The 25,383-nt window shown below is 56.4% G+C and carries 22 protein-coding genes; 9 read left to right on the top strand and 13 right to left on the bottom strand.

What is annotated here, in order from left to right; all coding sequences use genetic code 11:
- Positions 1 to 74 precede the first annotated feature (74 nt).
- Positions 75 to 839 (bottom strand): transporter substrate-binding domain-containing protein, encoded by a 765-nt coding sequence (locus L1D47_RS00105; RefSeq protein WP_239882080.1) that lies wholly within the window; start codon positions 837 to 839, stop codon positions 75 to 77.
- Between the two features lie 384 nt (positions 840 to 1,223).
- On the opposite strand from L1D47_RS00105, the gene L1D47_RS00100 reads away from it, so the two are divergent.
- Entirely contained in the window at positions 1,224 to 2,798 is a 1,575-nt protein-coding gene (locus L1D47_RS00100) for a PAS domain-containing methyl-accepting chemotaxis protein (protein WP_239882079.1), read from the top strand.
- Positions 2,799 to 2,916: 118 nt separating this feature from the next.
- Here the strand turns inward: L1D47_RS00100 and L1D47_RS00095 are convergent, their stop codons facing one another.
- The 8 genes from L1D47_RS00095 to L1D47_RS00060 form a co-directional block, all read right to left on the bottom strand.
- Entirely contained in the window at positions 2,917 to 3,573 is a 657-nt protein-coding gene (locus L1D47_RS00095) for a 3-oxoacid CoA-transferase subunit B (protein ID WP_041509327.1), read from the bottom strand.
- Positions 3,574 to 3,585: 12 nt separating this feature from the next.
- A complete protein-coding gene (locus L1D47_RS00090) occupies positions 3,586 to 4,287 on the bottom strand; it encodes a CoA transferase subunit A (protein ID WP_033537610.1) in 702 nt (233 codons plus the stop codon).
- A gap of 47 nt (positions 4,288 to 4,334) precedes the next feature.
- Positions 4,335 to 5,234, bottom strand: a complete 900-nt coding sequence (locus L1D47_RS00085; protein ID WP_239882078.1) for a hydroxymethylglutaryl-CoA lyase — start codon at positions 5,232 to 5,234, stop codon at positions 4,335 to 4,337.
- Between the two features lie 2 nt (positions 5,235 to 5,236).
- Positions 5,237 to 7,270 (bottom strand): acetyl/propionyl/methylcrotonyl-CoA carboxylase subunit alpha, encoded by a 2,034-nt coding sequence (locus L1D47_RS00080; RefSeq protein WP_239882077.1) that lies wholly within the window; start codon positions 7,268 to 7,270, stop codon positions 5,237 to 5,239.
- Positions 7,271 to 7,327: 57 nt separating this feature from the next.
- Positions 7,328 to 8,128 (bottom strand): enoyl-CoA hydratase-related protein, encoded by an 801-nt coding sequence (locus tag L1D47_RS00075; protein WP_239882076.1) that lies wholly within the window; start codon positions 8,126 to 8,128, stop codon positions 7,328 to 7,330.
- A gap of 49 nt (positions 8,129 to 8,177) precedes the next feature.
- Complete coding sequence (locus L1D47_RS00070; RefSeq protein ID WP_041509330.1) at positions 8,178 to 9,785, bottom strand: carboxyl transferase domain-containing protein; 1,608 nt, start codon at positions 9,783 to 9,785, stop codon at positions 8,178 to 8,180.
- 89 nt (positions 9,786 to 9,874) lie between these two features.
- Positions 9,875 to 11,044: an isovaleryl-CoA dehydrogenase gene (locus tag L1D47_RS00065; protein WP_239882075.1), complete on the bottom strand. Its 1,170-nt coding sequence runs from the start codon at positions 11,042 to 11,044 to the stop codon at positions 9,875 to 9,877.
- Positions 11,045 to 11,154: 110 nt separating this feature from the next.
- The gene (locus L1D47_RS00060; RefSeq protein WP_041509332.1) at positions 11,155 to 11,556 is read right to left on the bottom strand and encodes a MerR family DNA-binding transcriptional regulator; all 402 of its coding nucleotides are present in this window, start codon (positions 11,554 to 11,556) and stop codon (positions 11,155 to 11,157) included.
- A gap of 553 nt (positions 11,557 to 12,109) precedes the next feature.
- Between L1D47_RS00060 and L1D47_RS00055 the strand changes: the two genes are divergently transcribed.
- Positions 12,110 to 14,014: a propionyl-CoA synthetase gene (locus L1D47_RS00055; protein WP_239882074.1), complete on the top strand. Its 1,905-nt coding sequence runs from the start codon at positions 12,110 to 12,112 to the stop codon at positions 14,012 to 14,014.
- Positions 14,015 to 14,074: 60 nt separating this feature from the next.
- On the opposite strand, the gene L1D47_RS00050 is transcribed toward L1D47_RS00055, so the two are convergent.
- The gene (locus tag L1D47_RS00050; protein ID WP_239882073.1) at positions 14,075 to 15,703 is read right to left on the bottom strand and encodes a methyl-accepting chemotaxis protein; all 1,629 of its coding nucleotides are present in this window, start codon (positions 15,701 to 15,703) and stop codon (positions 14,075 to 14,077) included.
- Positions 15,704 to 15,890: 187 nt separating this feature from the next.
- Here L1D47_RS00050 and L1D47_RS00045 point away from each other — a divergent pair, with 187 nt between their 5' ends.
- The 4 genes from L1D47_RS00045 (at position 15,891) to L1D47_RS00035 (ending at position 17,866) form a co-directional block, all read left to right on the top strand.
- The gene (locus L1D47_RS00045; protein WP_239882072.1) at positions 15,891 to 16,907 is read left to right on the top strand and encodes a toxin-antitoxin system YwqK family antitoxin; all 1,017 of its coding nucleotides are present in this window, start codon (positions 15,891 to 15,893) and stop codon (positions 16,905 to 16,907) included.
- A 17-nt stretch (positions 16,908 to 16,924) separates the two neighbouring features.
- Complete coding sequence (locus L1D47_RS21135) at positions 16,925 to 17,050, top strand: hypothetical protein (protein ID WP_275661339.1); 126 nt, start codon at positions 16,925 to 16,927, stop codon at positions 17,048 to 17,050.
- A gap of 3 nt (positions 17,051 to 17,053) precedes the next feature.
- Positions 17,054 to 17,398, top strand: a complete 345-nt coding sequence (locus L1D47_RS00040) for a cytoplasmic protein (RefSeq protein ID WP_239882071.1) — start codon at positions 17,054 to 17,056, stop codon at positions 17,396 to 17,398.
- A 276-nt stretch (positions 17,399 to 17,674) separates the two neighbouring features.
- Positions 17,675 to 17,866: a DUF3185 family protein gene (locus L1D47_RS00035; protein ID WP_041509336.1), complete on the top strand. Its 192-nt coding sequence runs from the start codon at positions 17,675 to 17,677 to the stop codon at positions 17,864 to 17,866.
- A 92-nt stretch (positions 17,867 to 17,958) separates the two neighbouring features.
- Here L1D47_RS00035 and L1D47_RS00030 read toward each other — a convergent pair whose 3' ends face one another.
- Entirely contained in the window at positions 17,959 to 18,957 is a 999-nt protein-coding gene (locus tag L1D47_RS00030) for an NADP-dependent oxidoreductase (protein ID WP_239882070.1), read from the bottom strand.
- Positions 18,958 to 19,200: 243 nt separating this feature from the next.
- On the opposite strand from L1D47_RS00030, the gene L1D47_RS00025 reads away from it, so the two are divergent.
- A complete protein-coding gene (locus L1D47_RS00025) occupies positions 19,201 to 19,674 on the top strand; it encodes a MarR family transcriptional regulator (RefSeq protein WP_239882155.1) in 474 nt (157 codons plus the stop codon).
- Between the two features lie 259 nt (positions 19,675 to 19,933).
- Positions 19,934 to 21,475, top strand: coding sequence for an NADP-dependent phosphogluconate dehydrogenase (gndA, locus tag L1D47_RS00020; RefSeq protein ID WP_239882069.1), 1,542 nt, complete (start codon positions 19,934 to 19,936; stop codon positions 21,473 to 21,475).
- Between the two features lie 339 nt (positions 21,476 to 21,814).
- Here the strand turns inward: gndA and L1D47_RS00015 are convergent, their stop codons facing one another.
- Positions 21,815 to 23,347 carry a DUF3612 domain-containing protein gene (locus L1D47_RS00015; protein WP_239882068.1) on the bottom strand — a complete coding sequence of 511 codons (1,533 nt, stop codon included), beginning with the start codon at positions 23,345 to 23,347 and terminating at the stop codon, positions 21,815 to 21,817.
- Between the two features lie 189 nt (positions 23,348 to 23,536).
- Here L1D47_RS00015 and L1D47_RS00010 point away from each other — a divergent pair, with 189 nt between their 5' ends.
- On the top strand, positions 23,537 to 24,073 hold the full coding sequence (locus L1D47_RS00010; RefSeq protein ID WP_239882067.1) for a malate synthase: 537 nt from the start codon (positions 23,537 to 23,539) through the stop codon (positions 24,071 to 24,073).
- Between the two features lie 102 nt (positions 24,074 to 24,175).
- On the opposite strand, the gene L1D47_RS00005 is transcribed toward L1D47_RS00010, so the two are convergent.
- Positions 24,176 to 25,048 carry a 1,4-dihydroxy-2-naphthoate polyprenyltransferase gene (locus tag L1D47_RS00005; protein WP_041509341.1) on the bottom strand — a complete coding sequence of 291 codons (873 nt, stop codon included), beginning with the start codon at positions 25,046 to 25,048 and terminating at the stop codon, positions 24,176 to 24,178.
- Between the last annotated feature and the right edge of the window lie 335 nt (positions 25,049 to 25,383).

The following is a 25,383-nucleotide window of genomic DNA, read 5'->3' as shown; positions in this document are numbered from 1 at the left end:
TTCTGCGAGGGGGAGGACACGATAGTTAATGGCTGTGGCTAGCAGCTAACGGCTAGCTGCTAACGGCTATCAGGTTATCCCTTGTTGCTGCTATGCGGAAACCATTTCTGGTATAGCCGCTCAACCTCGCCTTCTTCAATGAGAGCGTGCAGGGTGCTTTCAATTTGGCTCAAGAGTTCGCTATTGCCTTTCTTGACCGCAAAGGCCACGGGCGAGCCGGGATCGGGATTGTCCAGTATCGTAACGCCTATCCCCATCTGCCGGGCGAGGTAGAGACCGACGGCCTTCGGCATGATGGCCGCCTGGATCTTACCCGCCTTTAACAGCGCCATGGACTTTTCCTTGCTAGGGGTCGCTATGATGCGAAAGTTATACAGTGTGCCCAGCTCCTTCCAGTGGGTTTCGATGTAAGAGTGGCGATCGCCGCTGACAAACTTGTTATGAAGATCCTCCAGTTTAGCGATCTGCTGGTTGTCTTCGAGAATGAAGATCACGTCATATCGGTAGTAGTAGGGCCGGGTAAAATCGAAAAACTTGGTTCTGAGGTCGTTGACTTCCATGCCGGCAATCACCTCTATGTCACCAAACCTGAGTTCATTGAAGACCAGATCCCAAGACTCCTGCCTAAACTGAAACGCCTTGCCGAGCCGCTGAAAGATCAGCCTGGCTACGTCGGCATCGAACCCAGTGGTTTCACCATCGATGGAAAACTGATAGGGGGGAAACCCGGTCGCCACGCCGCAACGCACCTCTGGGGTATGCTTTGCCAGCGCAGGAAGACTCAAACAGAGCAGTAGCGCGGCAAGGGGTACGTTCTTGTAGGTGGCAAAGTAGGGCATCAGTTTAGGTGGCCTGCTAGTTTCATCATTTCACTCTTAGGTTTTTATTTTAGTTGTCTTTGGAGCTTCGGCGGCGAGTGCGCTATGGGCCACCCTGGCAGGCGCATCGTTCTTAAAATCCATGATAATAGTGTGGATTAGGCAGGTTTTGCAAACAAAAGCTGTAGCAAGGGATTTTCTGGCTATAAATTCAACTGATTAGGTGTAAATAATCTTTATTGATAACGACTTAATTAGCAACAGAATAATGCTTGCCTATGAGATCTGCCTCATAATTTCAACAGCTGTAACCTACTTGATACAGATACATTGCGTTAGATCAATTGATGAAAATTTGTCAGGCGTCAAAATTCAGTCACCGTTTGGGTAACTAACTAAAATGCAATGCGAAATAATCAACCCGTGATAGACAATGAGGTTGCGCTGACCGACGATGATATCCTGCTGTCCACCACAGACCTCAAGGGCAACATAGGCTATGCCAACGAGGATTTCTGTCGTATCTGTGGATTCTCCGAAGAGGAGTTACTCAGTCAGCCCCACAACATAGTGCGTCATCCAGACATGCCAAAAGCCGCCTTTGCCATGTTGTGGCAGCGACTGACCGATAAGCAACCCTGGTTGGGCGTCGTCAAGAATCGCTGTAAAGATGGCTCCTATTACTGGGTCAACGCCTATGTGGCGCCCGTGCTGGAGAACGGTCAGATCAAGGAGTATCAGTCCGTGCGCCGCCGGGCCAGTCAGGAGCAGGTTGCGCGCGCCAGCGACATCTATCAGAGCCTAAACAGGGCCGAGCAGCGCAGCGAGATCGTTGATGCCAAGTTCAGCTATGGCGCTAAGCTGACCCTGTTCGCTCTCGTTTGTCTGTTGCTGGCCATTGGGCTAAGCAACATCTCCCCCTGGCTGGCGCTGCTTTGCGCCCCCTTGTTGGTCTTTGGCATGCGCGCTATGTTGGTGCCGCTGCGCGCCCTCAACCAGCATGCGCTGTCCATAGTGTCAGACCCTGTGGCCAGACATATCTATGCCGGGCGGCGGGATGAGCTGGGGAATATTCAGTTTGCCATGGAGTTCACCACCGCGGAGATCGCCGGGGTGGTAGGGCGCATGACAGATGCCTCGACCACTATCGCCAGGGACAGTGATACCTTGCTGAGCTCTATCACGGCCACCGCCGATCGCGCCGATGGTCAGAATCAGCAGACGGCCCAGGCCGCGGCGGCGGTCGAGGAGTTGACCGCCAGCTTCAATGAGCTGGGTCAGCAGATCAAGCAGGTGTCAGTCGATGTCGAGGCCAGTCAGGCGGCGGTGCAGCAGGGCTATGAGCAGCTCGATGCCGTGGTGGCCAGCATAGACGAGTTACATGGCGAGGTAGGTAACTTTGCCCAGGTGGTGAGTGAAATTGAACATGACAGCGTGGCAATTAATCAGGTGCTTGAGGTGATCACCAAGATTGCCGAGCAGACCAACCTGCTGGCGCTCAATGCCGCCATCGAGGCGGCGCGGGCCGGCGAGTCTGGCCGGGGCTTTGCCGTGGTGGCCGACGAGGTGCGCCAGCTATCGGCGCGCACCGCCGACTCGACCAGCCAAATCGATGCCATCATCGCCAAGTTCCAGCAGAGCACCGCCAATGCGGCCCATACCCTGAGCGCTGGTCAGCGTCAGGCTACCCAGGCGGTGCAGTTGGTTAAGCAGGCCGAGGCGGTATTTGCCGAGCTGGTGACCCGTATCGATAAGATCAATCAGATGGCAGAGTTGAGCGCCAACTCCATGCAGGAGCAGGGGCTGGCGGCGGTGGATATCAGCGACTCGCTGCAGGCGATTAGCGAGCTGGCCAGCGAGGGCTTTGCCCAGTCCCAGGCCGACAGACAGCTGGGTGAGCGCAGCTCGCTCAAGTCGATGGAATCGCGGCAGTTGGCGCGGCAGTTCTGGCGTCAGGCGGTACATCGCGCCAACGCCTAAGCGCATACAAAAGCGCTATACCCAAAAGCCATACAAAAAGTTATACGAAAAGCCATACAAGAGAGCCATATAAAAAAGCCCAGACATCTGTCCGGGCTTTTCATGTTAGCGAGTGCAATTAGAACTGCATCTCGGGAACATGCTCGGGCACGACCAGCTTGCCGGCCGTCTTCTCGATGATCTCCTCGACGCTCACGCCTGGTGCGCGCTCCAGCAGGTGGAAGGCGCCGTCTTTGATCTCCAGGAAGGCAAGGTCGGTCAGTACGCGCTTGATGCAGCCATAGCCGGTGAGTGGCAGCTCACACTTAGGCAGCAGCTTAGAGTTGCCGTGTTTATCGGCGTGCATCATGGTGACGATAATATTGTCGGCACCGGCCACCAGATCCATGGCGCCGCCCATGCCTTTGATCAGCTTGCCTGGGATCATCCAGGAGGCGATAGAGCCCTCTACATCGACCTCGAAAGCGCCCAGCACGGTGAGATCCACATGACCACCACGGATCATGGCGAAGCTCTCGGCCGAGGAGAAGAAAGAGGCGCCTGGCACTGCGGTGACCGTCTGCTTACCCGCGTTGATGAGATCCGCGTCTATGGTCTCTTCTGTGGGGAACTCGCCCATGCCCAGCAGGCCGTTTTCAGACTGCAGCATCACCTGCATGCCTTCGGGAATATAGTTGGCCACCAGGGTGGGGATGCCTATGCCTAGGTTGACATAAAAACCATCCTGTAGCTCCTGGGAAACACGCTGTGCCAGTTGTTCTCTCGATAAAGCCATGGTGTCTCCTCCCTATTTGCTCTTGACGGTGCGCTGCTCGATACGCTTCTCGAACGTACCTTGGATCAGGCGATCCACATAGATGCCTGGGGTATGGATATGGTCTGGGTCTAGCTCGCCCGGCTCGACGATATGCTCGGCTTCTACCACAGTGATCTTACCGGCCGTGGCCATCATAGGGTTGAAGTTGGCGGCCGTCTTACGGAAAACCAGGTTGCCCATGGTATCGGCCTTCCAGGCGCGAACCAGGGCGAAGTCTGCGGTCAGCGCGGGCTCTAGCACATAGTGACGACCATCGATCTCACGTGTCTCCTTGCCTTCGGCTACCGGGGTACCGTAACCGGTTGCGGTGAAGAAGGCGGGGATACCGGCGCCGCCGGCGCGGATCTTCTCGGCCAGCGTGCCTTGAGGGGTGAGGATCACGTTGAGCTCACCCGAGAGCATCTGCTGCTCGAAGGTGGCATTCTCGCCCACATAAGAGGCGATCATGGTGCTGATCTGACGGCTCTTGAGCAGCAGCCCCAGGCCAAAATCGTCGACCCCGGCGTTGTTCGAGATGGCGGTGAGTCCCTTGGCACCACTCTTAACCATCTGGGCAATTAAGCCTTCTGGGATGCCGCAGAGGCCGAAACCGCCGACCATGACGGTCATGTTGTCAGTCAGACCTTCCAATGCTTCTTCATAGCTGCCGACCAGCTTATTGAGTCCTGCCATTATCATTATCTCCTTTGAGCGTGAGCCGGGCCTGAGCCCAGCCCCTGTTATTCTGTTAGCGCGCGTGCAACCTTGGCACCGCTGACTCTGCCCAGCGCCTGGCTGATGATGTTACCCGCCTTGATCAGGGCGTCGAGATCTATGCCTGTCTCTATCCCCATGCCGTGGAGCATGTAGACCAGGTCTTCGGTGGCCAGGTTGCCCGAGGCCCCCTTGGCGTAGGGGCAGCCACCCAGGCCGGCCACCGAGCTGTCGATGACGCTGACGCCGGTTTCCAGACAGGCAAGAATATTGGCGAGCGCCTGACCATAGGTGTCATGAAAGTGTAGCGCCAGTTTCTCCACTGGCACCTTTTGCGCCACGGCTTCCACCATTCTACGGGCATTTAAGGGGGTGCCAACGCCTATGGTGTCACCCAGTGAGATCTCGTAGCAGCCCATTTTGTAAAGGATATCTGCCACGCGAGCCACTTCCTCGACCTTGATCTCGCCCTCGTAGGGACAGCCCAGCACACAAGAGACATAGCCGCGTACGGGGATCTGTTTCGCCTGAGCCGCCTCCATCACAGGGATGAAGCGTTCGATCGACTCCTCGATAGAGCAGTTGATGTTGCGCTGGCTAAAGCTCTGCGAGGCGGCGCCGAAGATGGCTACCTCGTCCGCGCCGGCGTCAAGGGCAAGTTCCAGTCCCTTGAGATTCGGTGTCAATGCGCTGTAGATCACGCCCGGGCGTTTGCTCAGCTGGCGGAAGATCTCGCCCGAGTCGGCCATCTGCGGCACCCACTTTGGGGAGACGAAGCTTCCGGCCTCGATGCGGGTCAGGCCCGCCTCGCCGAGCTGGTCGATCAGGGTCAGCTTATCGGCGGTGGTGACCGCCTTCTCGTTCTGCAGGCCGTCGCGGGCGCCGACCTCGAAGATGCTGACCCGGCTTGGATAAGTCTTGCTCATGGTTAGGCGTCCTCGTTAGGGGTAACGTTCAGCAGCAGGGCGCCGTCGCTCACCAGCTCACCCGGCTGGAAGAAGAAGGCGGCAACCTTGCCATCAAACGGTGCTTCGATGGTGTATTCCATCTTCATCGCTTCCATCACCATCAGCCCCTGTCCCGCCTCGACCTCATCGCCCACCTCGACCAGGTGAGTCACTATGGTGCCGTTCATCGGCGCCTTGAGCTTATCTTCGCTGCTGGCCTGATCTTCCACTACCTCTGTCTGCAGGGCGCGGAAGTGATAGCTGCCGCTTGGCAGGAAGAGGGTGAAGTTGTCGCCTTCACGGCTGACGGGGATCTTGCTCTTGTGGCCATTGATCTCGGCGTGCAGCAGATCTTGCTTTAGCTCACCGCTCAGGGTCAGTTGCTGCTCGTTGAGGCTTAAGTAATAGCAATCGCCCACTTGGCTCAGGGTCAGGTGTTGGATCTCATGCTGGTCATCCAGCAGAGAGAGCTGATGTACGCCGCTGCGGTTGAGTCTGAAGCCGCTGACCTGGCCCCAAGGCGAGTAAGGGTCGTGGCTGTTGGTCGCGGTGAGCTTGGCCTGCTCCTTCTGGGCACACAGATGATAGAGCGCGGCGAAGGCCAGGGCGCCATTTTGCTCGCTGGAGTTGTCGCCATCTAGGTTGGCACCAATTAGGGTGTCGCCATAACGCTCGATAAAGTCTGTGCTGAAATCGGCCTGGGCGAAGGCCTGATGTTCGGCGATGTTGGCCAGGAACTCTATGTTGTGTTTCAGGCCGCTGATCTGATAAGACTCTAGGGCGTGCACCAGGCGCTGCAGGGCGCGGGGACGCGACTCGTCCCAGACGATCAGCTTGGCGATCATAGGGTCGTAGAAGTTGCTGATCACATCGTTTTCGCGGATGCCTGAATCGATGCGCACATAACGGTTCTGTTCGGGTTCGCGCAGGAAGTTGAGCTTGCCGCTGGCGGGCAGAAATTCGTTTTGCGGATCTTCGGCGTAGATACGCACCTCGAAGGAGTGGCCGTGAATGCGCACATCTTCCTGGCGCAGTGGCAGCTCGCTGCCGCCGGCGACCATCAGCTGCCATTTAACCAAGTCTTGGCCGGTCACCATCTCGGTGACGGGGTGCTCTACCTGCAGACGCGTGTTCATCTCCATGAAGTAGAAGCAGTCGGTCTCGTCGCTGGCATGGGTGTCGAGCAGAAACTCCACGGTACCCGCGCCCACATAGTCGATTGCCTTGGCGGCGGCGACGGCGGCTTCACCCATGGCGCGGCGCAGGCTGTCGGACAGACCCGGCGCCGGTGCCTCTTCGACCACCTTCTGGTGACGACGCTGAATCGAGCAGTCGCGATCCGACAGATAGATGCAGTTGCCCTGGGTATCGGCAAATACCTGCACCTCGACGTGACGGGGCTGTCTCAGGTAGCGCTCGATCAGCAGCTTGTCGTTGCCAAAAGATGAGGCCGCCTCGCGGCGCGCCGAGTTGATGGCGTCTAGGGCTTCGGCTTCCGACTCGACGATACGCATCCCCTTACCACCACCGCCGTAGGCAGCTTTGATCAGCTGAGGGAAGCCTATCTCTTTCGAGGCCTTGAGCAGCACCTCGTCGCTCTGGTCATCGCCGTGATAGCCGGGTACCAGGGGCACATTGGCCTTCTCCATGATGATCTTGGCGGCGCTCTTGCTGCCCATGGCGTCGATGGCATCGGCGCTTGGGCCGACGAAGGCGATACCCGCCTGTTCACACTGACGGGCGAAGTCGGCATTTTCCGACAGGAAGCCGTAGCCAGGGTGGATCGCCTGGGCGCCGCTGCGCTTGGCGATCTCAAGGATCAATTCGCCCTTGAGGTAAGACTCGCTCGGGGCGCTGCCGCCCAGGTAGAAGGACTCGTCGGCCATGGCCACATGGCGGGCGTCCTTGTCGGCGTCCGAATAGAGGGCGACAGTTTTGATGCCCATGACCTGTGCGGTCTTGATGATTCTGCAGGCGATTTCGCCGCGGTTGGCGATCAGTAATTTGGTAAACATGTTAGCGAGCTCCCCGAACTGGTAGGGCAATAGGGTCTAAGATGATCTCTGTGTTCATTAGGCGTTCCACCTTGGGCTTCTCTTCTCGAAGAAGGCGTTAAGCCCCTCCTGGCCCTCGTCTGAGACGCGGATGCGGGCGATGCGCTCGCTGGTGTAGGCCAGTGCCTCCTGGTCAATCACACCATCTTCCAGGCGTGACAGCAGGGTCTTGACCCAGGCCATGCCCTGAGGGCTGTTGCCCTTGAGCGCCTTGATGATGGGCGCGCTGGCGCTATCGAGTTCATCGTTAATCTCATGGATCACATTGAGCTTGAGCGCCGTTTGGGCGTCGAAGCGCTCTGCGGTCAGCATGTAGCGGCGCGAGGCGCGCTGGCCCATGGCGCGTACCACATAGGGGCTGATCACCGCGGGGATCAGCCCGAGCTTGACCTCACTGAGGCAGAAGCTGGCGCGGCTATCGGCGATGGCGATGTCGCTGGCGCAGATAAGCCCCAGGGCGCCGCCGAAGGCCGCTCCTTGTACCAATGCCAGCGTCGGCTTGGGGAACTTGTCGAGCTTGTGCATCAGGGTCGCCAGCTCGTTGGCGTCATTCAGGTTTTGCTCGAAGTCCATCTTGGCCTGCTTGCGCATCCAGTTGAGATCCGCGCCGGCGCTGAAGTTACGCCCGTTGGCCTTAAGCACCAGCAGCTGACAGCTGTCGTCGCTTGCGAATAGGTCGAGCGCGGCGATCATCTCACTTATCATCACCTCGTCGAAGGCGTTGTGTTTGTCGGCGCGGTCAAGCACCATCTCGCCGACTCCATCGTTTAGGGAGCAGCTTAAGTATTCAAATTCTTGTGCAATTGTTTGGCTTGTCATGGGTTTCCTTCCTTGCCTCTGCGTTATCGATTGCTGACTGAGCGGCGCATTACATGCGGAACACGCCAAACTTAGTCTCTTCAATTGGCGCATTGAGCGCCGCAGAGAGGGCCAGGCCGACTACGTCGCGGGTCTGGGCCGGATCGATAATGCCATCGTCCCATAGACGCGCGCTGGCATGATAAGGATGTCCCTCCTTGTCATACTGAGCCACGATAGGGGCGCGGAAGGCGGCTTCCTCTTCGGCGGGCCATTCCACCCCTTTGCGGGCCAAGCCGTCGCGGCGCACGGTTGCCAGTACGCCGGCTGCCTGTTCGCCGCCCATCACAGAGATGCGGGCGTTAGGCCACATCCACATCATGGTGGGTTCGAAGGCTCGGCCACACATGCCGTAGTTACCGGCGCCGTAAGAGCCGCCTATGATGACGGTGAATTTAGGCACAGTGGCACAGGAGACGGCGGTCACCATCTTGGCGCCATGCTTGGCGATCCCTTCGTGCTCATACTTTTTACCCACCATGAAGCCGGTAATGTTTTGCAAAAACAGCAGCGGGATCTTGCGCTGGCAGCAGAGCTCGATGAAGTGGGCGCCTTTCTGCGCCGACTCGGAGAAGAGGATGCCGTTGTTGGCGACGATGCCAACTGGGTAGCCGTGGATGCGGGCGAAGCCACATACCAGGGTGGCACCATAGTTGGCCTTAAATTCGTCGAAGTCTGAGTCATCGACGATACGAGCGATCACTTCTTTGACATCGAATGGCTTCTTAAGGTCGGTACCTACGATGCCGTAGAGCTCGTTGATATCGAACTTAGGCGGTTTCGCCGGGCTCAGCAGGCTGGCGATCTGCTTGTTATGGTTGAGGCGAGTGACCGACTTACGTGCCAATTCCAGCGCGTGTTCATCGTTTTGAGCCATATGGTCGGCCACGCCAGAGATCTTGGTGTGCACCTCGGCGCCGCCCAGCTCTTCGGCCGAGACCTCTTCGCCCGTGGCGGCTTTCACCAATGGTGGGCCGGCGAGGAAGATGGTGCCTTGTTCCTTGACGATGATCGATTCATCGGCCATGGCGGGTACATAGGCGCCGCCCGCAGTACACAGGCCCATCACCACAGCTATCTGTGGGATGCCCTTTGAAGACATCTTGGCCTGGTTATAGAAGATGCGACCGAAATGGTCTCTGTCGGGGAAGACCTCATCCTGGCGCGGCAGGTTAGCCCCGCCCGAGTCCACCAGATAGATGCAGGGCAGGTGACAGCGCTCGGCGATCTCCTGGGCCCTAAGGTGTTTCTTCACCGTCAGCGGGTAATAGGTGCCGCCCTTTACCGTGGCGTCGTTGGCGATGATCATGCACTCGACGCCGCTGACGCGGCCGATACCGGCGATGATGCCCGCAGCGGGGACTACGTCGTCATAGACCTGGTAGGCGGCAAATTGGGCAATTTCCAGAAACGGCGAGCCGGGATCCAGTAGCTTTTCGACACGCTGACGTGGCGACAGCTTGCCACGGGAGAGGTGGCGCTCCATGGCGACGGGGCCGCCGCCCTGTTCGATTTCAGACAGTTTTAATTTGAGATCGGCGACCACCTGGCTCATCTGCTGGTGCTTGGCCTTAAACTCGTCGCTGCGGGGATTGATTTGACTGCTCAGTTGCGTCACGGCTTGGTTCCTTTTAAGACTGTGTTGAACGGGAAGCGGCGATTGCCCGCCCTGGGCCGGATTGGCTCCGGCCCGTTTTACGCATTCGACTATTTCGACTCGTTGAACAGCTCGCGGCCGATCAGCATGCGACGGATCTCTGAGGTGCCGGCGCCAATCTCGTAGAGCTTGGCATCGCGCAGCAGGCGTCCGGTGGCGTATTCGTTAACATAGCCGTTGCCGCCCAGCAGCTGGATGGCATCCAGCGCCATCTTAGTGGCTAGCTCGGCGCTGTAGAGGATGGCGCCGGCGGCGTCTTTACGTGTGGTCTCGCCGCGATCGCATGACTTGGCCACGTTATAGACGTAAGACTTGGCGGCGTTCATGCCGGTATACATGTCGGCAAGCTTGCCCTGTACCAGCTGGAACTGACCGATAGACTTGCCAAACTGTTCACGCTCGTGAATGTAAGGCACCACGATATCCATACAGGCGGTCATGATCCCCAGCGGGCCGCCAGAGAGCACCACGCGCTCGTAATCTAGGCCGCTCATCAATACCTTAACGCCGTTGTTGAGGCCGCCGAGGATGTTCTCTTCTGGCACCTCGCAGTCTTCGAACACCAGCTCACAGGTGTTAGAGCCGCGCATGCCCAGCTTATCCAGCTTCTGTGCCTGGCTGAAGCCCTTGAAACCGCGCTCGACGATGAAGGCGGTGATGCCGTGTGGACCCTTGTCCATGTCTGTCTTGGCGTAGATCACATAGGTGTCGGCGTCCGGGCCGTTGGTGATCCACATCTTGTTGCCGTTGAGGATATAACGGTCACCCTCTTTGCGGGCGCTCAGCTTCATGGAGACAACGTCCGAACCCGCGTTAGGCTCACTCATCGCCAGGGCGCCGATATGCTCGCCGCTCACCAGCTTAGGCAGGTACTTGGCCTTCTGTTCGCTATTACCGTTACGATTGATTTGGTTAACACACAGGTTTGAGTGGGCACCATAACTCAGGCCGATAGAGGCCGATGCGCGAGAGATCTCCTCCATGGCGACTACGTGGGCCAGGTAGCCCATGTCGGCGCCGCCAAACTCTTCGGGGACGGTGACCCCAAGTAGACCCATTTCGCCCAGTACGGGCCATAGCTCGTTAGGGAAGGCGTTTTCCTGATCCACCTTGGCGGCGATAGGAGCGATTTCATTGGCGGCGAAGCTACGCACTGCATCACGCAGCATGTCGACATCCTCACCGAGGCCGAAGTTGAGAGAAGAGTAGAGTTGAGTCATGGTTTTATCCTACAGGTCTTATGCTTTTATAATTTTTTTTAGTCAGGCTTCCTAGCCTGGCTTGTGTCTAATTTGTTGCTGTGTTAATTCGATATGGTGCTTGCTGTGCCCTAGGTGCTCTGTTGCTGCTCCAGTGCGGCGCGGCACTGCTGCTCGGCAGAGTTTAGCTCCATCAAGACCACCTTGATGTCGTCCATCTGCTGCTGCAGGGCCGATTTTTTCTCTTCCACCAACTCCAGCATGGTATGTAGCTGAGTGCTGCTGTTCTTGTCGGCATCGTAGAGCTCAAATAAGCGGCGGGTTTCGGCGAGCGAGAAGCCCAGACGCTTACCCCGTAAGATCAGCTTGAGGCGCACGCGATCTTTCAGGCCATAGATGCGGGTTTGCCCACGGCGCTTGGGTTTGAGCAGCCCCTGATCTTCGTAGAAGCGGATACTACGTGTGGTAATATCGAACTCCTTAGACAGGTCGCTGATGGAGTAGGTGGTCTGTGGACTGTGTTTGTCGCTCATCGAAAAAATACCATATTGATTAACTTTTCTAGCACGATATATGAAGTTTACGTAAAGGTAAAGATTTTAGGTGGTCTGATCGGTGTGTTTGGCTGTAAAAATCTCAGCAACAAGTGGTTAAGTAACCACCAGCCCTGGGTTGGGGTGAGGTAAGGGAAGTTGCGAATAAGTCCTCGTGGCACTCTGGCTTTCACAGCGATTGGCGTTCAAGGCGTCTGACTGAAGGCATGCCGGGGCCTGGCAAAGTCAGATAACGCAGAGAGCCAGTTGCTGTGAAAGCCCCGAAGGGCGTAGTTTACAGGCCAGACTGCTGTGTTGTGCTTCTTGCAAAGGACTTAGGCCATTTGCCGCGAACCACGCCTTGCATTCAGGCCTGTAAGGCGACGCAGAGCACACAGGGGACTTGTTCGCACCTTCCTTAGGCAAAGGTCTAATGGGAAAAGTGTCACTTGCCTCCATAATGTGATCTATGGCGCATAAGCCAAATCGTTTGGAAGGGGAAGCCGATATGTCGACCGTGAGTGGCGGGCGCATGTCATTCGGAGAAGATCACATGAAGGATTTGCATAATCAGTTACACCAGGAATCTATCGATAATCCCAATGCCTTCTGGGGCGAGGCCGCCGGGGCCTTAACCTGGGACAAGCCGTTTGAGCGGGTACTCGATGACAGTCAGGCACCTATGTATCGCTGGTTCAGCGGCGGTCAGCTCAATACCTGTTACAACGCGGTTGACAGACATGTCGAAGCGGGGCGCGGCGATCAGGTGGCGATTCAATATGTGAGCCCGATAACGGGCACCGAATATGGGATCACCTACAACGAGCTGCAGGCCCAGGTGAGCCGACTGGCGGGCTACATGGCCAGCCAGGGGGTGGTAAAAGGCGATAGGGTGATTATCTATATGCCTATGGTGCCAGAGACCGCCTATGCCATGCTGGCCTGTGCGCGTCTGGGGGCGATTCACTCCGTGGTGTTCGGTGGCTTTGCCGCCAACGAACTGACGACCCGCATCGACGATGCCAAGCCTAAGATGATCCTCTCCGCCTCCTGCGGCGTAGAGCCCTCTGGCGTGGTGGCCTACAAGCCGCTGCTGGATGATGCGCTCGAGCAGGCCGCTCACAAGGTGGATCAGTGCGTGATCCTCAACCGTCCTCAGCTGCAGGCCGAGCTGCTCGATGGCCGCGACGTCGACTGGCAGAGCGCGATGGCCGATGCGCCGAATATCGATTGCCAGAAGGTCGAGGCGACCGATCCTCTCTATATTCTCTATACCTCGGGTACCACGGGTCAGCCCAAAGGCGTGGTGCGCGACAACGGCGGCCACGCCGTGGCCCTCGCCTGGTCGATGAAGCATATCTATGATATCGATGTCGGCGACGTGTTCTGGGCCGCCTCGGATGTGGGCTGGGTGGTTGGTCACTCCTACATCGTCTACGGCCCCTTATTGGTGGGTGCAACAACTGTGCTGTTCGAGGGCAAGCCGGTGGGCACGCCAGATCCCGGCATCTTCTGGCGTACCATAGCCAAATATGGGGTGAAGAGCTTCTTCACCGCGCCGACGGCGATCCGCGCCATCAAACGTGACGATCCCGAAGGTGGCTACCTGAAGGATGTGGATCTTAGCTGTCTGGGCACCTTGTTTCTCGCCGGTGAGCGCTGCGATCCCGATACCCTGCACTGGGCCGAACAGCAGCTGAATAAGCCGGTGATCGACCACTGGTGGCAGACAGAAACCGGCTGGCCGGTGGCCGCTAACCTGATGGGCACGGCGCCCGTGCCGGTCAAGGCGGGCTCGCCTGCCAAGGCGGTACCCGGCTATGACGTGCAGGTACTCGATGAGATGGGCGATAGTGTCGCGCCGGATCAGTCGGGTAACGTGGTGATCAAGCTGCCACTGCCGCCCGGCACGCTCGCGACCCTGTGGCAGAACGAGGGGCGTTATAAAGAGAGCTACCTCTCCATGTATCCGGGTTATTACCTCACAGGCGATGCCGGCTACATGGATGAAGAGGGTTATCTTTATATCATGAGCCGCATCGATGACATCATTAATGTGGCCGGTCACCGTTTATCGACCGGACGCTTCGAAGAGGTGCTGTGTCAGCATGAGGCGGTGGCCGAGGCGGCGGTGATTGGTGTCGACGATAAGCTCAAGGGGCAGGTGCCGCTGGGTCTGGTGGTGCTCAAGAAAGGTTGCGATCTCAGCGACGAGCAGCTCTACAAGGAGCTTATCGCCCTGGTGCGTGAGCAGATTGGCCCAGTGGCGGCCTTTAAGCTGGTGAGCGCCGTGCCTAAGTTGCCTAAGACGCGCTCGGGTAAGATCTTGCGCGGCACCATGCGTAAGATTGCCGATAACCAGAGCTTCAAGATGCCGGCGACGATCGAAGATCCTTACACCCTCGAGCTGGTGCGTAACGCCCTGACCCGCATGGGGTATGCCGACGCCCACGTCTAGTATCGCTTTTGCTTGCTATTAAAAAAGGGCCCTCTGGCCCTTTTTGTTTTTTTGGTCACCTTAAAGCTTGAAGGTCTCTATTCTGGCCTTGAGGTTGTGGGCCAGATTACTTATCTCCTGACAGGCGATGGCGGTCTGTGACGAGGCTTCGGTCATCTCGGTAGAGACATTATTGATATGATCCACGCTGCGATTTAGCTCCTCGGAGACCGCATTTTGCTCGCTGCAGGCTGTGGCGATCTGGGTGCTCATCTGGGCGATATTTTCCACCGAATGTTCTATCTCGCCTATCTGACTCCCCGCCGCATTCACCTGCTCGACACACTGGGCGATGCCGGTTTGGCACTCCTGACTCGAGTGACCTATCTTGCTGCTGTTTTCCTGCAACTGGTTAACGATGTCGACGATCTGGGCGGTAGAGTCCTGGGTGCGCTGCGCCAGGGATCTCACCTCGTCGGCCACCACGGCGAAGCCGCGACCCTGCTCGCCGGCGCGGGCCGCCTCGATGGCGGCGTTGAGGGCCAGCAGGTTGGTCTGCTCGGCAATGCCACGGATCACATCCACCACCATGTTGATGTTGTTGGAGCTGGATTCTAACTCGTGAGCCAACAGGTCCGACTCTTGAATTGTCTGGGAGACACGCTCGATCACCGCAATGGTCTGCGCAAGCGTCTCTGTGCCTTGTTTGGCGATCTCTGTGGCCGAATAGGCCGAGGTGGCACCGTTTTCGGTGTTTTGCGCCACTTCACCCACGGCGGCCTGCATCTGGGTCATGGCCGAGGCGACCGAGCTCAGTTCCAGCTGCTGATTCTGCATGCTGGAGGCGTTCTGCGCCGAGATGGCGCTCACCTCTTCGACGGCGGCGGTTAACTGTATGGTGGAGTCGTTGATCTCTGAGACCAGGGCGTGCAGATTTGCCTGCATGGTGACGAGCTCGCGCAGCAGGGTGCCTAGCTCATCCTGAGTCAGGGCCTCCTCGTCGATGGCGTTGGTGAGTTGTCCCTTGGCGATATTGGCGGCAAAGGCCAGCGCCCGGTCGATGGGACGGCAGATGGCGCGTGATAACAGGGTAGAGGCGAGGGCGATCACTATGATGATCACTAGCGCGCCAATGCCGGCGCTGTATTGGGTCGATAGCGCCTCGTCGTGCACATTTATGCCTATTTGCTTGACCAGTTCGTCGTTGAGTCCCAGGGTGTCGTCCAGGCTGCTCAGCGCCTTGGAGTAGGTGCCGAAACTCGCCAGCACCACCTGATTGGCCTTGTCGGCATCTCCCTGATTGAGCAGGCCGTTATAGGCGCTGGTCTCCTGTATGTACTGATTCCAGGTGTCTTTGAATACCTTAAAGGATTGCCTTTCTTTGGCGTTGAGCTCCAGGGCTTCATAGGCGGAAATGCCCGCCTGAACATCGGCGCGCCATCTGTCCAGATCCTGCAGCCACTGACCTATCTTAGGGTTGTCGCTGTTGGGAAGCAGGGAGAACTCATCTTTGCGGACCTTGGTAATGTCCACCTGGATCCCCTTGAGAATGGCGACCGAGGGCAGACTCTTATCGGTCAAGGTGCGAATGTTCTGATTCAATGTCGATAGACTTAACATCAATAACATGGCAACCAGGATGAAGACGATAAACACGGCCAGATAACTTGCCCATATCTTCTTGACCACACTCAAGTCTCTAATATTCATAAGCTTCCCCATAAAGTACTTGCCAAAAGACCAATATCTATTAACTATAGCGGCATTCTTGGCTGTCTGATGATCAATTAGCTGTAAATTATAGCTTTTATTTTATGAATGGCTGCGGCCTGCCTAATAGAGCGAAATGACAGAGGAAAAAGGACTACTTTTGGGGTCAGGGAGTTGGAGAAAAAGGATGATGAAACCTAAGCGCTTGCTGGTGGGTCTGGGCTACCAGGTGGCGAGTGAGCTGACCAAGGACTATGTCGAGTTAGACGCATTAGAGAAGGTGAACGGTCGCTTTCACCTGCGCGACGAGGCCGAGCCCTATAGCGGTAAGGCGAAGTATTTCGCCGACGAGGGGTGGCTGAAGCAACAAGCCACCCTGCATCAGGGCAAACTTAATGGCGAGCTGGTGAGCTTCTATGAAACTGGCGCCATCGAAGTGGTCGAGCCTTATGTCGACGGCCAGTTAGAGGGGGTGACCCGGGTCTATCTGGAGGATGGCACCCTGAATAAGACCATCCCTTATCACAATGGACTGAAAGAGAGGACAGAAGCGCACTATGGCTTCGAAGGAGGCCTGCTGTCTAAGTCTATCGAGTATCGCCAGGGCAAGCGCAACGGCTGGAGCACCAGTTATTGGGATCCAGACAGGCTGCGCAACCGCATCCACTATGTGGACGATCTGCGTGACGGCCTGTGGCAGCAATATAGCTTCGGCAAGGTGGTGATCGAGGGCCCTATGGTGAAGGATAAGGAAGAGGGCGAGTGGCGCTCCTATTTTCAGGACACCGATATCTTGAAGGGGATAGCTCACTTCAAGGCCGGAAAGCTGCACGGAGAGGTGACCGAGTTCTATCAAAATGGTGCCAAGGAGTGCATCGAATATTATGACTCGGGTAATAAGGTGGGGACCTGGACACGCTTCTATGATGATAACAGCCCAGAGCAAGTAAAGAACTACCGCGACAACCAGTTAGATGGCAGCTACCGCGAGTATCACCGCGGTGGCAAGCTTGCAGTGGAAGGACAATACCAAGATGGCGAGAAGGTAGGCGTGTGGCGCCGATTCGGCCCAGATGGTCGGCTCATCTCTGTGGGTGAGGAGCCAAAGGCTCGGCTTGAAGCGGACAGTGCTCAGAACTCAGTTCCCAGAGCACAGAGCACAGAGCCCAGAGCCCAGAGCCCAGAGCAAGGAGTAAGGGATTAAGGAGAAGGAGTTAAACTATGCAAGTCGTTTTTACCAAGGGAGATGGACGCTACGGCAGGCTAACTTGCATTCGACAGGATGCCAGTCGCACCGAGACGCAGATGCCAGAGCAGGGCATAGCGCCCCATGACATGATCCACTAGGTGGTGGAGAAGACCTTAGCGATCCCTGGTGCCTTCTATGGTCAGCTAAAGGCCGGGGCGAATATCAGCTTCACCCTGGAGCATAATCAGCTGTCGCGGCAGGTAGCCGATAAGACCCAGGTGTGGCAGACGGAGTCTATGGTGGAGTCATTGCAGTCGCTCTACTGGTCTCAGGAGCTTAATTTCGAGGCCTTCAGTTATTTGCTGGAGCAGAGCTGTGAGCAGCGAGGGCTAGTTATCCCTCAGGTGAGTGAGCATGAGTTCGAGCAGATGCTAGCGAGCATCACACAGCTCTCGACCCAGTGGCAATCCTTAGCGGCGGGACAGAGCATCACACTGGCGTTTTAGCCGTACAGTATTAGTCGCACAGTGTTAGCCGCACAGCTTGAACCGCACAGTGTTAATTATTAGTTAGAGATAAATATAGTGATTAGGCCCATGGGCAGACTTAGGTAAGTCAAGGGCTCGGGTTGGGAGCCGGTGCATGCGCTTGTTCGGCCGGTGGCGAAGCCGGTGACTGGGCCGGTGGCAGAACCGGAGATTGGGCCGGTAACGTTGCCATTGATATAGCACTTTGAGCTGTCGTATGCTGAGGCGGTCAACTATTTTCAAGAGGCTATGAAAATGAAGAGTCAGTATTTAGGGATAGTGCTATTGGTCATAGGCGTGGCCTTAGCCTGGTGGGGATATAACATCTACGACTCCACCAGTTCGCAGATCTCTCGCGCGGTCAGTGGCGATACGCCGATAGAGGCGTGGGCGGGTATGGTTGGCGGTGCCATCTGTGTCTTGATAGGGCTGCTGAAATTAAAGTAGTGGCTATCACTCTCGCTTAGACGAGGGCTGCTTTTCCCGTTATAAAAAAAACCGGCTCAGCGAGCCGGTTTTTTCGATAGGCTAGGCGATATTTAAGCCAGCTTGACCACCATCTTACCGCGGTTCTTGCCTTCGAACAGGCCGATGAAGGCCGCGGGAGCATTCTCTAGTCCTTCATATATGGTCTGCTCGGCTTTGACCTTGCCGCTGGCCAGCCACTCACTCATCTGCTGGGCGAACTCGCCATAGTGTTGCCAGTGCTCGAACACGATAAAGCCTTCCACTCTCAGCTTCTTCATGATGATGTAGGCCAGGTTGCTTGGGCCAGGCGTCGGTGCTGTGTCGTTGTACTGGGCAATCATCCCGCATACGGCGATACGGCCATGGTCGTTCATGTTATCCAGTGCCGCAGCCAGATGCTCGCCGCCTACGTTTTCGAAGTAAACATCGACCCCTTGAGGGGCGGCGGCTTTAAGTGCCTGGCTCAGGTTAGGCGTCGTCTTGTAGTTGATCACCTGCTGTATTCCCATCGCCTTGAGCGCCTCGGCTTTTTCATCTGAACCCACGGAGGCAACAACCTTGGCACCCATCAGAAGCCCTAGCTGACAGGCGACGCTGCCCACCGCGCCCGAGGCCGCCGAGACAAACAGGGTCTCACCGGCTTTGAGTTGGGCGATGCGATTAAGGCCTGTCCAGGCCGTCATGCCCGGCATGCCCAGGACGCCGAGAAAATGAGATTCTGACAGGGGCGTATCCGGTAGCAGGGTGTGATCCGTACCATCTGTAACATAGTGGCTGCGCCAGCCTTTCATGCTGCTCACCTTGCTGCCCACGGGAAAGCCTTCATGGTTCGATTCAATCACCTCACCAATGGCGCCACCTTCCAATGCTTCACCCAGCGCGAACGGGGCGATGTAACTCTCTCTGTCTATCATGCGGCCGCGCATATAAGGGTCGACCGACATCCATAGGTTCTTGACTAAAAACTCGCCAGGCTTGAGCGGCGGTAACTCAAGTTGTGTCAGGCTGAAGTTGGCTTGAGTCGGCATGCCTTCAGGGCGGCTGGCCAGTATTATCTCTTGTGCTTGCATTAAGTTGTCCTCTTTTGCTTTGCGCGCTAACTAATTGTGTTAGACTCTACAAATAAATTGATCGCAATGCAAATACTTTGTGCGCAAAGTAATGGGTTTTGATGTCAGCGTATCCTGCGTCAATTCTGTTAAGATAGATGACCTGAAGTGAGGCGACCGATTGCTCGAATGAGCAACGCCTTGAAAATGCTTTGAAAAGTGTCCGGTAAAATGAAGAGTAAGCAGATGAGTGAAACGCAAATGATGCAAGTGACGACGGATGTCATCGAGGGGGAGAGCTGTCAACAGGGGGGAGAATGCCTGTCGGATAATGTCTGTTTCGCCCTATATACGGCCGCCAATGCCCTGGTGCGGGCCTATCGTCCCTTGCTGCAGCAGTGCGATCTGACCTATCCGCAGTATCTGACCATGCAGGCACTCTGGTTAAAGGACAAGGCTAGCCTGACCGATCTCTCTCAGGCGACCCGCCTCGATCTGGGCACCTTAACCCCTATCGTCAAGCGCCTGGAGGCCAAGGGCTTGGTGGTGCGCCAGGTGGACAGTCGGGACGAGCGCAAGAAGGTGATTCAGGTGACGCCCGCCGGCGAGGCGCTTAAGCAAGATGCCCTGGCGTTGAAACAAACTTTGCTGGAGAAGGTGAGTGTGTCGGATGCCGAGCTCGAACAGCTGCGGCAGATCTGTCTGACCCTGACCCAAGATCTTAATCTACGCGAGTGAACCTCTTAATGTATAAGGGCTTTGTGGCCCTTTGCGCTTAAAAGGAAACACTGTTCTGTCAGGCGGTCAGTCATCGCCGAGTTTTTCTAGTAATTAACTTACCAGTTTTTGTATAATCGCGACCAATTTCGTGCCTATCGACTATGTGGCTCGCAGTTGAAGCAATAGAGTGATTTAAGCTCATGATTTGACTCAGATAGTCCAGACTATAATAAAAGATAGGTGTAGACAATCTCAGTTTCCCATGGGGAAAAATCTCATGCAAAATCACTCAGACCTCCTCGACATAGGCGTGATAGGCCTAGGCGTCATGGGCAAGAACCTGGCGCTCAACATTGCCGATAACGACTACCGCGTCGCCGCCTTCGATCTCGATAGTGCCAAGATAGATGCCTTACTGGAACAGGAGCAGAAAGAGCGTCCTGCCAATCATACACAGCGTATCGAAGGCTGTAGCAATCTTTCAGAAATGTTATCTAGTCTCGCAAAGCCGCGTGTCTTAGTCTTGTCGGTGCCAGCCGGCGCGCCTGTGGATGGTGTCTGTAATGCCCTGTTGCAGGCCGGTATTGAGCAGGATGATATCGTGGTGGATACGGGCAACAGCCTGTGGACAGATACGGTTGAGCGTGAAGCCCAATATCAAGACAAGTTTATCTTCTTCAGCTGCGCCATCTCTGGTGGTGAGATGGGGGCCCGCTTCGGCCCCTCTTTGATGCCAAGCGGCGACATCAAGGCCTGGGATCGTATCAAGCCCATCTGGGAGGCGATAGCCGCCAAGGTGGATCCCGACACCGGCCTGCCGATAGAGCGTCAGGAGCCGGGAAACCCAGTGACCGAGGGCGAGCCCTGCACCACCTACATAGGTCCTGCTGGTGCCGGTCACTACGTGAAGATGGTGCATAACGGCATCGAATACGCCGACATGCAGCTGATCTGCGAGGCCTATCAGCTGCTCAGCGATGGCTTGGGGCTTAGCGCCGGCGAGGTGGGGGAGATCTTCGCCCGCTGGAATCAGGGGAGCCTCAACAGCTACCTGATGGAGATCAGCGCCGAGGTGCTTTCTCAGGCGGACCCGCTTACGGGCAAGCCTCTGGTTGAGATGATCTTGGACAAGGCGGGTCAGAAAGGCACTGGCCTGTGGACCGCGGTCAGCAGCCTACAGATCGGCTGCCCGGCACCGACCATCGCCGAAGCCGTCTATGCCAGGGCGGTCAGCACCCAGAAACATCAACGTCAGCAGCTGAGTCTGCTGCTCGCAGGCCCGCAGCCGCTTGAACTCGGCGAGAATGAGCGCGGCGCCTTTATCGACGAGCTCGAAAACGCCCTCTACTGTGCAAAGATCGCCTGCTATGCTCAGGGTTTTCAGCTGATGGCGATGAACGCTCAGGAGCGTGGCTGGCAGCTTGATTTTGCCGAAATTGCCAAGATCTGGCGCGCCGGCTGTATTATTCGCGCGACCTTCCTACAATCGATCACCCAGGCCTACCAACAGGCGCAGCTAGTGGGTCAACCCCTGGATAATCTCCTGATGGCGGAGACCTTTAGCCAAGCCCTGTCGGCCAAGCAGCAAGATTGGCGCCACGCGGTGGCAAGAGCCATCATGAGTGGCGTCCCCGTGCCTTGTATCGGCTCGGCGTTGGCCTATTACGACAGCTACCGCAGTGAGACACTGCCGGCTAACCTGCTACAGGGACAGCGGGACTTCTTCGGTGCCCATACCTTCGAGCGTATCGATAAGCCAGCGGGGGCGAAATATCACCTCAACTGGAGCCAGAGCGATCGCACCCTAGAGAAGCTCTGATTGCTGCTGACAATAAAAAACCGCTACTCGTTAGCGGTTTTTTTATCTCCAAAGTGTGCCCTGGATTCGGTTAGGGAAGGTGCGAACAAGTCGTCGCACAGCTCTGGCTTTGATAGCAGCGACAGTTCAAGGCATTCAACTGAGAGCATGCCGAGGCCTGCTGAAGTTGAATAACGCCGAAATGGTGTTGCTATCAAAGCCCCGCAGGGCGAGGCTTACAGCGGTATTTGCTGCGTTACAGTTCTTGCGAAGGACTAGGGCCATTCGCTGCAAACTGTGCCTAGCATCTATCCACTTTAAGCACACGCAGAGCAAGCACGGGACTTATTCGCACCTTCCTTAGCCCTGACAGCCGCCGCTCTCGTAGCAGCTTGGCTTACGGGGACAGCTGGCGCCGCGGGCGCAGATGAGCCTGGCCTCGCTGTCGATGCCTCGCTCAACCCAGTTGATGTTGAGGATCTTGGCGACGCGTTTGATATCTGTCTTGATATTGCTCGGCAGCGGCGCTGAGCCCCCCTTGTCGACACAGACCTCCTTGAGCTGCTGAGCTACCTGGTTGGCGTCACCGCCCTGGGCCTGGATGGCCGGGTTGAGGTCGATACCGGCGCAGAGCACGTGGGGGTTACCCGCCAGATCTTTCACCCTAATCGATTCGCAGCAGTAGATCTTAGGCTCGTTACCCACATCTAGGATGGAGATCTGCGCCGAAGAGCCCTGGGTCGAGGCGTTGATCATCCTAAATACCGCCCAGTGTTGGCAGGGATCTTCCACCTGGCGCATGTTGCCCCAGGGCAGGGGGATACCGTTACCGCGGTACACCGCCTTGAGTTTACCCGGCGAGTAGGCGTCGAAGTAGTGCCAGTGACTGTAGGGCGAGACCGCCGTCATGCGGCGCATGGCCACCGAGGGGGAGACATCCACCAACTTGGCTACGTCTATCTCGTAGCCGTGGCGGTCGAGTAGCTGTCTGAAGGGCACCTTAGGGCAGAGCAGGGCGCCGGCGAAGAAGCTGGACTCAAAGTCTCGCCAGGCATGGAGGATATCCTGGGCATCCACGGTCGACGATTGGGACCGATTATCGGCCTCATCCACCAGGCTGGTGCCGTGGCTGCGCCCGGCCACCATGATGCTCTTCAAACCATCTTTGTTGTGCAGCACGTTGTGGCCGATGTGAACCGCCAGATCATACTTGAGACGCCGGGTATGCTGGTTAAGCAGCTGGTTGAGGCAGATCTTGTTGGGACGCTCAAAGTAGGAGGTGATGATGTGCTGTTTCCCTGCACCAGCCTCCTCGCGGATCGCCTTGGGGGCTCGGGTAAACCACTTCACCACCAGGCCGAGGCGTTGGACGATGGCCAGCAGATCCTCGAGGCTCAGGGGCATGCGTTTCAGCCCCACCTCTTCGGCGGCGCGCTCGAGATCGGGAAAATGATTCTGATGATGCTCCTGATGGGCACGGATCAGCAGGTGGGCGAATTGCCGACCACTGATGCCGGTCTGGGACAGCATCTCAGGGATGGCTATTTGTAAAATTTCATTGGAAAACAGAAAGCTTGGCTCCAGCGCCATACCGCTTATTCCGCCGCGCGAGCCCTTGACCGGGGTAATAGCCTGCTCCTCGGGGGCATCGTCGAGAAACCAATCGACCTCTTTCTGGAACACGGCGGCGATCACCGCCAGCATGCCTGCACTGGGCACCCGCTTGCCGCGTTCTATCATGGAGAGGTAGGAAACCGAGGGCGCCGAATCCGCGTCCACCCTGATACAGCGGGCCGATAGGTCTTCCATGGTTAGATTATTACGTTTCCTGAGGTTGCGTATCTTGGTACCCAGAAAATGTGACTTTCTCATCAAGCTGCTATTGGTTTTCATTTTGTAAAATTCACACTGTGAAATTTTTATTGTGAAATTGTAATAAAAAAGTCGCTAGACTACAAATTAAGCAATCGGGGGAATCATTCATCCCTAATGAGAGCCACATGACGCTGTAGGGCAATTGTCGTCAGCAAGTCAAAATTAGCGAGTACTAGAATAGCGATCACAAGCGAGAGGGATGAGGCGATGAATATACAGACACAGCAACTAGACCAGAGTATCTATAACTTCATCAAGCAGGTAATGCCTATGACACAGATTAACGGAAACAACGCACTGGCAACTCAGACACAGCAAGACGGCCTGACCTATGCCAAGCAGATATTAGATGAGTACTTTCCGCTAAGTCAGGGCTCTCACCAGGATGTGTGTAGCTATGTGATCTACTACAAGCAGCTGCTGGCCTTCTTCGCCGACGGCAGCCAGAGCGGCCTGGCACAGCCCAAGCAATTTGTGGCGCTCTCGGGCCATAAGTGTGAGCCAAGCTCATTGGTGCTAAAGAACAACGGTTTCCATATCGAGATTGCACTGGATCGCCGCGGCGAGCAGGGACGTCACGATCTGGCCGGTATCGACGACGTACAGGTCGAGGCGGCGCTGATGACAATCGTCAATAGTGAGCAGAGCCCTTGCCAGCGCACCTGGACCAGCCTAGTGACTGGGCAGGTGGATCAACACTGCAAAGAGTTCACCTCCAAAGACGGCAACGAATACAGCCTCTAAAATGTGTGACGACTCGCTATAAAAATGCCAGCAATTGCTGGCATTTTTTATACTGGCATTTTTTATAGTTGTCTTAGCTTAGATTGTGCTACTCACTTCGCCTTAGGCCAGGGCCAATCCCAGGCTGAACAACGCGCTAAAGATCACCGTCAGCTTGGCGGTACGTCCCAGTAATGGGTTTAGGGCCGCCCCGGTCGTTTGACTAAACTCGCTGTTGAGCTTGCGCGCCAGAATGAGTGAAAGGCCGCCGAGCAAGACGGGCAATCCAGGAAGTAGCCCCAGTAAGAAACCGCCAATAATCAGGGCAAATGGCAGATAGACTAAGGCCTGATACAGGACTCTGGCTTGGCCTTCACCTATCTTGACCGCCAGGGTGCGCTTACCCGCCTTGGCATCGGTGGGGATGTCGCGGGTGTTATTAACCAGCATCACGGCGGCATTAAACAGGCCGATGGCGCTGCCTAGTATCCAGGCGGCGACACTGGTGTCGTGGGCCTGCAGGTAGTAGCTGCCGACCACGGCTACCAGGCCGAAGAAGACAAAGGCGGCCACTTCGCCCAGTCCGTGAGAGGCCAGCGGGTATGGACCACCACTATAGCCAAGGGCACCCAAAATCGAGGCGGCGGCGAGTATGGCGATGGGCCATCCACCGTGATAGATGAGTAAGGAACCCACCAATAGCGCCAGCACCAGGCAGGCGATCATGGCGTTGCGCACCTTGCTCGGGTCGAGCAGGCCACTCTGGGTGACGCGAACCGGGCCGAGTCGCTCCTCGGTGTCGATGCCACTCTTAAAATCGAAGTAGTCGTTGGCCAGGTTAACGGCGATCTGCAGCAATAGTGCGCACAACATGGAGGTGGCGGCAATTAGCCAGCTAAATTGTGTCAGTGATAGGGCAAGCGCATTGCCGACCAAGATAGGGCCAATGGCAGCGGGAAGAGTACGTGGGCGTGTCGCCAGGATCCAGGGATTCATTATCTGTGTTCGTAATTATTAGGTAGGGACTGAGTCAGGCTCGAAAATATAGCCCAAGCATAGCAAATAAGCCCAAGTCGATGAAGCGCTTGCATTAGCATTATGTGAACAGCCTCGTTTTATTTTTCCGGGATCTTTAGGATAATTCCCCAAGCCTTTAATAAACCTTAAACGCCTTGTTAAAAATTTGTGTGATTTTGACGCGGCGCACATCTTTGCTGCTTCTTTCCATCAAATCTGTTGCCAGCCTCAAAGATCTCCGGCCTGACATGTGCTGTTATAGGTGTCTGACGGTGAGATTCAGCCGAGAAAGCTTTAAGCTTATCTAATTAATT

This window comes from Shewanella sp. Isolate7 (assembly GCF_022398425.1).
Taxonomy (GTDB): Bacteria; Pseudomonadota; Gammaproteobacteria; order Enterobacterales; family Shewanellaceae; genus Shewanella.
This window is presented reverse-complemented; position numbering and strand designations above follow the sequence as displayed.